8 protein-coding genes are annotated in these 9404 nt (G+C 66.1%); 5 read left to right on the top strand and 3 right to left on the bottom strand.

Annotated elements, in window-relative coordinates:
• The 3 genes from BBD46_RS06665 to BBD46_RS06655 form a co-directional block, all read right to left on the bottom strand.
• Positions 1 to 360: NUDIX hydrolase (locus BBD46_RS06665; RefSeq protein WP_071400952.1), on the bottom strand; the 360-nt coding region annotated here is incomplete at its 3' end.
• 60 nt (positions 361 to 420) lie between these two features.
• On the bottom strand, positions 421 to 1422 hold the full coding sequence (gene ddh / locus BBD46_RS06660; RefSeq protein ID WP_071400951.1) for a D-2-hydroxyacid dehydrogenase: 1002 nt from the start codon (positions 1420 to 1422) through the stop codon (positions 421 to 423).
• A 191-nt stretch (positions 1423 to 1613) separates the two neighbouring features.
• The gene (locus BBD46_RS06655; protein ID WP_071400950.1) at positions 1614 to 3047 is read right to left on the bottom strand and encodes an NUDIX domain-containing protein; all 1434 of its coding nucleotides are present in this window, start codon (positions 3045 to 3047) and stop codon (positions 1614 to 1616) included.
• A gap of 93 nt (positions 3048 to 3140) precedes the next feature.
• Between BBD46_RS06655 and BBD46_RS06650 the strand changes: the two genes are divergently transcribed.
• From BBD46_RS06650 to BBD46_RS06630, 5 genes are all read left to right on the top strand, one after another.
• On the top strand, positions 3141 to 3704 hold the full coding sequence (locus BBD46_RS06650) for a ribbon-helix-helix protein, CopG family (RefSeq protein ID WP_071400949.1): 564 nt from the start codon (positions 3141 to 3143) through the stop codon (positions 3702 to 3704).
• 195 nt (positions 3705 to 3899) lie between these two features.
• The gene (locus BBD46_RS06645) at positions 3900 to 5105 is read left to right on the top strand and encodes an Nramp family divalent metal transporter (protein ID WP_071400948.1); all 1206 of its coding nucleotides are present in this window, start codon (positions 3900 to 3902) and stop codon (positions 5103 to 5105) included.
• Between the two features lie 63 nt (positions 5106 to 5168).
• Positions 5169 to 7361, top strand: coding sequence for a hydantoinase/oxoprolinase family protein (locus BBD46_RS06640; RefSeq protein WP_071400955.1), 2193 nt, complete (start codon positions 5169 to 5171; stop codon positions 7359 to 7361).
• Positions 7358 to 9013 (top strand): hydantoinase B/oxoprolinase family protein, encoded by a 1656-nt coding sequence (locus BBD46_RS06635; RefSeq protein WP_071400947.1) that lies wholly within the window; start codon positions 7358 to 7360, stop codon positions 9011 to 9013. The genes BBD46_RS06640 and BBD46_RS06635 overlap by 4 nt, the downstream gene beginning before the upstream one ends.
• 128 nt (positions 9014 to 9141) lie before the next feature.
• On the top strand, positions 9142 to 9387 hold the full coding sequence (locus BBD46_RS06630; RefSeq protein ID WP_071400946.1) for an ABC transporter permease: 246 nt from the start codon (positions 9142 to 9144) through the stop codon (positions 9385 to 9387).
• Positions 9388 to 9404 lie beyond the last annotated feature (17 nt).

Here is a 9404-nt window from a genome sequence, read left to right as displayed (position 1 = left end):
TGATCTCAAGGCGTCACGCTGTACCGGTTGTTGAGCCTTCGGGCTAAACACATACATCAAATCGATGTGTTGGTGACCCACCGCGCCGTCGTGGGTGTTGATATCATAGAGCATCTGGTGGCGAGGTGTCGGAAGCGGCCGACCTTTGGGTGCTCCAATCGGTTCTGGATCGGAGAGCAGTGTCGCCTCGAGACCTGTCTCTTCACGGACCTCACGAATGCCGGCTTGCGCAGGTAGTTCGTCCCGATCGACGTGACCGCCCGGTGGAATCGTCAACCCGAGACGCTTGTGCTCGTGGAGGGCAGTCGCACCGTCGTTGACGATGTAGACCGTTGCTGTGAAATGGCGCGTCGTTTCCATATCGGCGAAAGGTGAACACACCCCTTAAACGGTCTCTATCCGGTTCGATCCCTCCAGAATTTAAACGACCCGATTCGTTAGCTCCTCGCCATTCCTGAGGTGCTCGACGTTCTCTCGAACCAGTCCACCAACATCACGGAAGTAGTCAACCGTAAACGCGGCACAGTGGGGCGTAATAATCACCTCGTCCATCTCCCACAGCGGAGACTCCTCTGGCAGCGGCTCCGTCTCGAACACGTCGAGGCCCGCGCCTTCGATCGAGTTGGACTCGAGTGCATCGACCAGCGCGGGTTCGTCCACGATGGAGCCGCGGCCGACGTTGACGAAGTAGGCGTCGTCGCGCATAGCGTCGAAGAACTCGGCGTCGGCGAGGTGGTGCGTGTCGTCGGTGAGCGGGAGCGTGATGATCACGAAGTCGGCGTCGGCGACAGCCGTGTGGCGGTCTTCGGTCGGGTACACCTCCTCGAAGCCGGGGACCGGGTCGCCGGAACGGCGGACGCCGGTGACGTGGACGCCGAGCGAGCCGAGGGTGTCGGCAACGCCGCTGCCGAGCGTGCCGGTGCCGAGAACGCAGGCGGTCTTGCCGGGCAGGGTGAACGCCTCGTCCCACGCGGGGCGGTCCCAACGGCGGTCCTGCTGGGCGGCGATAGCGGTGTGGAGCCGCCGAGAGAACGCGAGGAGGTAGCCCGCGACGGTTTCGCCGACCGTCCGGTCGTGAATCCCCGTGCTGTTGGTGAGGGTCACGTCGTTCGCTTCGAACTCGTCGAAGGGGAAGCGGTCGACGCCGGCCTGGATGGAGTGGACCCACTCGAGGTCGAGGAAGACGTCGTGATAGTCTCGCGTGACGATAGCGTCGCACTTACTGCTGTCGTCGGTGTCGACGACTTCCACAGGGACGGGAAGCTCGGCAAGTTCGTCGGCGAGTTCGGCCGGTGGGAAGACGTTGCCGACGGAGTCGTGGATGCCGAGGAGTGTGATTTCGCGGTCGGTGCCGGAATCGGCGTCCGAGTTCGAGTCGGACGCTGCCTCTCGGTCGCCCGTCTCGTCTGAACTAGCTGGCATACCGCCCGGTACGGACGACCCCACGTTCAAGCTTTGCCAACCTGTGTCATTGCTGTCGCGATACGCGGAGCTCGGCACGTACAGAAACGGCGGCTCGGGAAAAGTCCTCGTCACAAGGGGCTCGGAGGGGGTAACTGCTCGTCACGGCCGCCGGCGGTCCCTACTCGACGAACGGGTTTCCCTCTGTCGCTTCAGCGGTCGCGCCAGGACTCGAGTGCGCGCAGGTTCTCGGCGATCCCCTCGATCTCGGCGGGCGCGAGCAGACCTCGTTCCGTCGCGAACTCCGCCACACAGTCAGCGGGTGTGATGTCGAACGTTGGGTTCAGCACATCGACCGCGGCCTCGCCGTCGTAGACCGCATCACGCGCGGCGGACTCGAGTGTAACCTCCTCACGGGTCGAAATTTTGTCCGTGGCGGCGACGACGGTGACGGGAACGTCCTCGTGGGCGGCGGCGACGGCGAGCGCTCGCGTTCCGGTCTTGTTCACGACAGCGCCGTCGTGGCGAATCGTGTCCGCGCCGACGAGCACCCGGTCGATGGATTCGGTTGCGAGCACGTGTGCGGCTGCGGCGTCGGTGTGGAGTGTCACGGGGCAGTCGACCGTCCCAGCGGCCAGCTCCTCGGCGACGTCGACTCCCTCTAACGCGGGTCTGGATTCGGCGACGAACACCCGTGACGGCGCGCCGGTTCGGAGCGCGTCGACGACGGTTCCAGAGCGCGAGAGCGTGAGCACGGTGCCGTCGATCACGTCGGCTGCAGTTGCCGCGGCGTCGTCGTCCGCAGCAGTCGCACGCTCGATTCCCGCGAGGGTGGACTCGAGTACGGCCCGTGCGTCCGGGACGGCCTCCGTGTCGAGGTCTTCGGTCGCCGTCGCCATCGCTCGGTTCACCCGATTCCGGAGTACCGCCATCGACGGCCGTGCCTCGAGGAGTCGCTCAGCGAGTGCGGTGAGTTCGGCCCACTCCTCGTCGGCGTCGTCGGTGTCGGCGTCGGCGTCAGCGTCAGCGTCGACATGCTGATCCGCATCGTCGCCGTCGTCGGAATCCGCGCGCTCGGAAACCACCAGTCCCGCCCGATCCCGAAGCACTTCGAGTGCGCGAATCGAGAGCGCGGCTGCACCGTGCTCGTCGTCCGCCGTAATCGAGCGCACTGTCGGTGCGACGCGCTCGTAGGTCGTCCACAGTGCCGGCACCGTCTGGCGGTCCGAGTCGGCATCGGCATTGCCGGCAGCAGTGCCGGTGCAGATGGTTGTCGGACTGGTCCACTCGAGTGCGTCGTGCTCTTCGCTCAGATCGACATCGCGGCTGTCGGCGTCGAACAGGTAGGGATGGACGGTCCACTCGCGGTCGAGATCGGGATCGGTGACGGAGACCGAGCGGCCAGACCGGACGAGGTCGATCTCGGCGTCCGAGAGGCCGGTTTCTTCGCGGATTTCGGCGCGGACCTGTGCGTCGGGGTCGCCTTCGGCGAAGCCGGAGACGCCGCCCCACTGTCCGGCGTAGGTACCGACGGCATCGCTGCGGCGCAAGAGAAGGATCTCGCCCCCGTGACGAAGGAAGGCAGTAACGACATCGGCGTGGATCGACTCCGATTCGGTCCCATCGCCGTCCGTGGAATCGCTCATACGTGGCCTCATGGGGGCTGCAACGGAATGACTTTCGGGAGCAGCGGAGTCACCGTGCGTGAACTATACCCGTCTCGAGTCCGACCAGCGACCATGACACAGCGCGTAACGGTCTCACTCGACGACGAGGCCCAGACCGCCCTCGAGACGCTGGTCGCCGAGACGAACGCCGGGCAGAGCGAGGTCGTCCGGCGCGCGCTCGCCTTCTACGCGGCCAACTTCGACGCCGCAGAGCGCCAGCCGAGCGATAACTTGGAACAGTACTACCGCATGCTCGCCTCGGGCGAACACGTCCTCCTCGATGTCGACTTCTTACACGCCTTTCTGGAGTACAGCTACGCCGGTGGCGACCCAGACCCCGAATTCGTCGACGCCGCAGACCGCGTCTCCGACTATCACGCCCGCGAGTACGCGGATCGGTTTTCCGGCGTTGGGGAGTTACTCGAGTGGCTATCGTTCTGTGGCTTTCTCGAGGTACGGGGGGCTGAGGGGGGTGTGTATCACGTGGTCTTTCCCTCGGAGTCGATCTGCTGGTTCATGACGCGATTTATCGAACGGAGTACGGTCCGAATTGGGACGAAACTCGAGGTCGAACGCGGCGTGTCGAAGGCGATTATCGTCGAAGAAGACCGCGAGACGGCGTCCGACGCGGCGTGAAACGTAGCGGGAACACACACGCACCCGTCCCACGGTGTCGGGTTTCTGGACGAGCACGCACTCTCCCAACACGGAACCGCAATTCACACGATTTCATAACCGATCATACTCCAGATCGCCTGGTCTCGAGACGTATGTGCAGTTCTTAACAATGTTTTTGATGGTTTCTGCGAGCGATATATGTGGACAGCTATCATGGGTTTGCTCAACCGAATACGAGCGATCGGACCGGGGGCGCTCGTCGCCGCGGCGTTCGTCGGACCGGGTACCGTCACGACTGCGAGCGTTCTCGGCGCCGAATACGCGTACGTCCTCCTGTGGACGATTGCCTTCTCTATTCTCGCAACGATCGTCTTACAGGAGATGAGCGCGCGATTCGGCCTGATCACGCAGGATGGATTGGGCGAAGCGTTTCGAAGCGAGTTCTCGAATCCGCTGGTCAAGAGCGTCGGGGTCGTGCTGGTCGTCAGCGCGATCGGCATCGGAACCGCGGCGTTCCAGACGGGCAACATCGTCGGCGGGGCGACGGGCCTCGCCACGATTACCGGCGTCAGCGAGAACGTCTGGGGGCCGCTCATCGGTCTCGTCGCCGCTAGCTTGCTCTGGACGGGCAACTACAAACTGATCGAGCGCGTCTTCATCGGTCTCGTGATCGTCATGGGACTCGCGTTCGTGCTCAACGCGGTCATCGTCCGCCCCGATCTCGGCGCGCTCTCGGCGGGCCTCGTGCCGACGATTCCGGACGGGTCGGCCTACCTGATCGCCGGCCTCATCGGCACCACGGTCGTCGGCTACAACCTGTTCCTGCACGCGAGCACCGTTCAGGAGCGGTGGGACGGCGCGAGCGACCTCGCCGAGTGTCGCACCGACACGATCGCGATGGTCGTTATCGGCGGCCTCATCACGACCTCGATCGTCGTCACGGCCGCCGCAGTGTTCCCCGAGGGGACGTCGATCCAGAACGTCGGTGAGATGGCGGATCAACTCGAGCCAGTCTTCGGCGGCTACGCGCTCTGGTTCTTCGCGATCGGCCTCTTTGCAGCCGGCTTCACGAGTGCGATGAGCGCGCCGCTCGCAGGCGCGTACGCCACCGCTGGTGCGCTCGGCTGGGAACGAGACCTGACCTCGACGCGCTTTCGGCTCATCTGGATGACGATCCTCGGAACGGGAATCGTCTTCTCCGCGCTCGACTACGACCCCGTCCAGGTGATCGTCTTCGCACAGGTCGCGAACGGACTCCTGCTCCCGATCCTCGCGGCCTTCCTCATCTACGCGATGAACAACGAGGAACTGCTCGGCGAGCACACCAACAGCACGCTCCAGAACGTCCTCGGCGGCGCAGTCACACTCGTCGTCATCGGAATCGGGCTGCAGACGCTGTACGATATCATCGTCCTCTGAGGTGTACGAAACGATATGAACGAGAACGACACAGACGCACGCGATCCACCGCAACAGCACGCAATGCAACGTGACTCGACACAACAGGACGCACCGAACCGCGACTCGAACGATTGCACTCGAACCCACACCCAAACCCACACTCGCGCCGATACCCGAATCGGCGTCGACGTCGGCGGCACCTTCACCGACGTCGCCCTCTCTGTCGACGACGACCTCGTCACCGCGAAGGTGCCGAGCACGGACCCCCAGCACGTCGGCGTCCTCGAGGGCATCGAAAAAGCCTGCGACGATGCGGGCATCGACCCCGGCGAGATCGACGAGTTCAGCCACGCGATGACCGTCTCGGTCAACGCCCTCCTCGAACGCGACGGCGCGGAGACCGCACTCGTCACCACCGCCGGCTTTCGCGACGTACTCGAGATCGGTCGCCAGGATCGGCCCTCGCTCTACGATCTCGACGCCGAGAAGCCGGCGCGGCTCGTCCCCCGCGAACGCCGGTTCGAGGTCAATGAGCGGACGACGGCCGAGGGTGTCGAACAACCCGTCGACCCCGACGAGGTTCGCGATCTCGCAGCGAAACTCCGCGAGGCGGATGTCGAGGCCGTCGCGGTCTCGCTCCTGCACGCCTACGCCGACCCGTCGAACGAGCGCCAGGTCGCCGACATTCTTCGCGAAGAGCTCTCGGTTCCGGTGTCGGCCTCCCACGAGGTGCTGGCCGAGTTCCGCGAGTTCGAGCGCACGTCGACGACCACGGTCGACGCCTACGTCCGCCCCGCGATCGACCGCTACATCGGCCGACTCGTCGAGCAGGCCGACGACGCGGGGATTCCCGAACCGCAGATTATGCAGGCGAACGGCGGCACCGCAGCACCGGAAACGGTCCGCGAGCACGCCGTGACAACGACGCTCTCCGGTCCGGCCGCGGGCGTCGTCGGCGCGGGGGCGACCGTCGGCGGCTCCAGTGGTAGCGGCGATAACGGCGATATCGACGACAATACCGATAACGACGACAATGGCGACAGCGACGACCCTGCAGACGCAGCCAGCGAGACACCCGAAGGGCTCGTCACCTTCGACATGGGCGGCACCTCGAGCGACGTGAGCCTCGTCCGGGACGGGCGCGCCGAGCGGACGACCGACGCCGAAATCGACGGCCTCCCGATCCGCACGCCGATGGTCGACGTGAACACCGTCGGGGCCGGCGGCGGCTCCATCGCCTGGGTCGACGCCGGCGGCGCGCTCCGCGTCGGCCCGGAATCGTCGGGCGCACAGCCCGGTCCCGCCTGCTACGGCCGCGGCGGCACGCGACCGACCGTGACCGACGCCAACGTCGTCCTCGGCTACATCGGCCCCGAAACCGCGCTCGGCGGCGAGATGACCCTCGATGTCGAAGCGGCCCACGACGCCCTGGCGAGCCTTGCCGGGGAGGCTGGCCTGGACGGCGCACTCGAGGCCGCCCGCGGCGTCTACCGCGTGGCGAACGCGACGATGACCCGAACGATCCGCAGCGTCACGGTCGAGCGCGGCCACGACCCCCGCGAGTTCGCGCTCGTCGCCTTCGGCGGCGCAGGGCCGATGCACGCCGCGTCGCTGGCCGACGCGCTCTCAGTCGAGCGCGTGCTCGTGCCTCGCCCCGGCGGCGTCCTCTCGGCGTTCGGCCTCCTCGCGGCCGACGAGAGTCACGACGCCGTTCGGACCGTTGGTGTTGCACTCGAGTCCGCCTCGCCGGCGACGATCAGCGAGGTGTACGACGAGCTGGTCGAAGACGTGCTCGCGGACGTCTCCGATCCGGACGCGGCCCAACTCGAGCGGGCGGCGGACTGTCGGTACGCCGGGCAGAGCTTCGAGTTGACCGTCCCCGTGGATTCGAAGGGGACGTTCGACGCCGAGGCGGTCGCCGACCGCTTCCACGAGGCCCACGAGCGAACCTACGGCTACGCGCTGGACGAGCGAGTCGAGGTCGTGAACCTGCGGACGACGGCGACCGTTCCCGGCGCGGAGCCGACCGTTCGACACGAGGGCGGAGGCGATGCGGTCGTCGGCACGCGAACCGCCCACTTCCCCGGCGCGGACGAGGAGCAGGGCGAGGCGACGGTCTACGAGCGTGACCGACTCGCACCCGGCGCGAGGGTCGACGGTCCGGCGGTGCTCGAACAGGCAGAAAGTACGACGGTGATCCCGCCCAGGTGGACGGGTGAGATCCTTCCGGATGGGACGCTTGCGATGACGCGTACGGAGGTGAGTGAGGAATGACTGATCACGACTCAACGAACCACAACTCGACGAACAACGGCTCGACAAACCACGACTCAGCAGCCAACGGCTCGACTGACGAATCTCCCACGACCACAGACCAACCCATCGACCCGGTCACCCTCGAAGTCCTGCGCAACCAGCTCGCCGGCATCGCCGAGGAGATGGGCCAAACGCTGATCCGCGGGGCCTACTCCCCCAACATCAAGGAACGCCGCGACTGCTCGACCGCCCTCTTCGACGCCGAGGGTCGAATGATCGCTCAAGCCGAACACATCCCCGTCCACCTCGGCGCGATGCCCGCCGCTGTGGAGGCGGTACTCGAGTTCGACCCAGAACCCGGCGACGTCTTCGTGCTCAACGACCCGTTCGAGGGCGGGACGCACCTCCCGGACGTGACGATGGTCTCCACGCTTTCTGTCGAGGGAGAAATCGTCGGCTACGCGGTCTCGCGGGCCCACCACGCCGACGTTGGTGGGATGACGCCCGGAAGCATGCCCGCGGGCGCGGAGGAGATCTACCAGGAGGGACTTCGAATACCGCCGACGCGGCTGGTGGCCGGCGGCGAGGTCCGCGAGGAGGTGCGGTCGCTGCTGCTGGCGAACGTGCGCAACGCTCGCGAACGGCGCGCCGACTTGCGGGCTCAGCGGGCGGCGAACGAGCGAGCCGCGGACCGGCTGGCCGACCTGTTCGAAGAACACGGCCGCGAGACGGTGCTGTCGGGGTTCGACGCCGTCATCGACTACTCACGCGAGCGGATCGAGGACGAACTCGCGGCGTTACCCGACGGTACCTACGAGGCGACGGACTATCTGGAGGGCGACGGCGTAACGGACGACGATATCGAGATCAGCGTCGCCGTGACCATCGATGGCACGTCGGTCGACGTAGACTTCTCGGGCACCGCAGCGCAGCTCGCGGGCAACCTCAACGCGCCCCGAGCGGTCGCGACGAGCGCGGTCTACTTCGTCGTGCGCTGTCTCACCGACCCCGAGATTCCGCCGAATCACGGCTGTTACGAGCCCGTGAGCGTGCACGCACCGAACGGTACGCTGCTCAACCCCGAGCCGCCGGCCGCGGTCGTCGGCGGCAACGTCGAGACCAGCCAGCGCGTGACCGACGTGGTCTTCACCGCGTTCGCCGAGGCCGCACCCGACCGCGTCCCGGCGCAGGGCCAGGGCACGATGAACAACCTGACCATCGGCGCGCGGGACGGCTCGTTCACCTACTACGAGACCATCGCGGGCGGGTTCGGCGCTCGCGCCGACCGCGACGGCATGGACGGCGTGCAGGTCGGAATGACGAACACGCTCAACACGCCCGTCGAGTCACTCGAGACGGAGTACCCGCTCCGGGTCGAACGCTACGCGCTGCGGGAGGGCAGCGGCGGCCGCGGTCGGTTCCGCGGCGGCGAGGGACTCGAGCGCACCGTGACGGTCGAGGCGGACGCGACGGTCTCGCTGCTGACCGAACGCCGCCGCCACGCACCGGCTGGCGTCGCTGGCGGCGAAGACGGTTCGACGGGTGAGAACCTGCTCGACGGCGAGCCGGTGCCCGCGAAGACGACGGTCGACGTCGACGCGGGGACGACCGTCACCGTGCGGACGCCCGGTGGTGGCGGACACGGTGAGCCAGACGAACGAGAGGAGTAACTCGAGTACAGCGGAACTCGAGTGATAGAGATACAGATGTAGATGTAGACGTAGATGCAGACGCTGATGCAGATGTGGATGCAGTCAGGATCGAAGATAGTTAGTTATTTGACTTATTCGCAATCCGCATGAACGCGTTCGAACCAACACCGACCGCGTCGGTCGACGAGATTTCACAGTGGGTCTTCGGACGAGTACTGGTCGCACTCGTCTTCACCGGCTACGGCGGACTCCTCGCCGGGGATCTGTTCGGCGTGTTCGGAACCGTCGTCGCACTGTGTCTCTGGTTCTACGGGCTCCTGTTCGTCATTCGAATCCTCTTTCGCGGTATCGACGCGTTTCTGGAGGGGAGAGCCGACGACTCTCTCCGGTGACGGTGCGTTTTTGACGC

The sequence above is a fragment of the Natrialba sp. SSL1 genome (genome assembly GCF_001861355.1).
GTDB lineage: Archaea > Halobacteriota > Halobacteria > Halobacteriales > Natrialbaceae > Natrialba.
Note: the sequence above shows the minus strand (reverse complement) of the source record. Positions and strands in the feature narration are given on the sequence as shown.

Excerpts from the sequence above, each read along its gene's own strand:
- ddh (WP_071400951.1), bottom strand. The coding sequence starts at position 1,422 with ATGCCAGCTAGTTCAGACGAGACGGGCGACCGAGAGGCAGCGTCCGAC.
- BBD46_RS06655 (WP_071400950.1), bottom strand. The coding sequence starts at position 3,047 with ATGAGCGATTCCACGGACGGCGATGGGACCGAATCGGAGTCGATCCAC.
- BBD46_RS06650 (WP_071400949.1), top strand. The coding sequence starts at position 3,141 with ATGACACAGCGCGTAACGGTCTCACTCGACGACGAGGCCCAGACCGCC.
- BBD46_RS06645 (WP_071400948.1), top strand. The coding sequence starts at position 3,900 with ATGGGTTTGCTCAACCGAATACGAGCGATCGGACCGGGGGCGCTCGTC.
- BBD46_RS06640 (WP_071400955.1), top strand. The coding sequence starts at position 5,169 with ATGCAACGTGACTCGACACAACAGGACGCACCGAACCGCGACTCGAAC.
- BBD46_RS06635 (WP_071400947.1), top strand. The coding sequence starts at position 7,358 with ATGACTGATCACGACTCAACGAACCACAACTCGACGAACAACGGCTCG.
- BBD46_RS06630 (WP_071400946.1), top strand. The coding sequence starts at position 9,142 with ATGAACGCGTTCGAACCAACACCGACCGCGTCGGTCGACGAGATTTCA.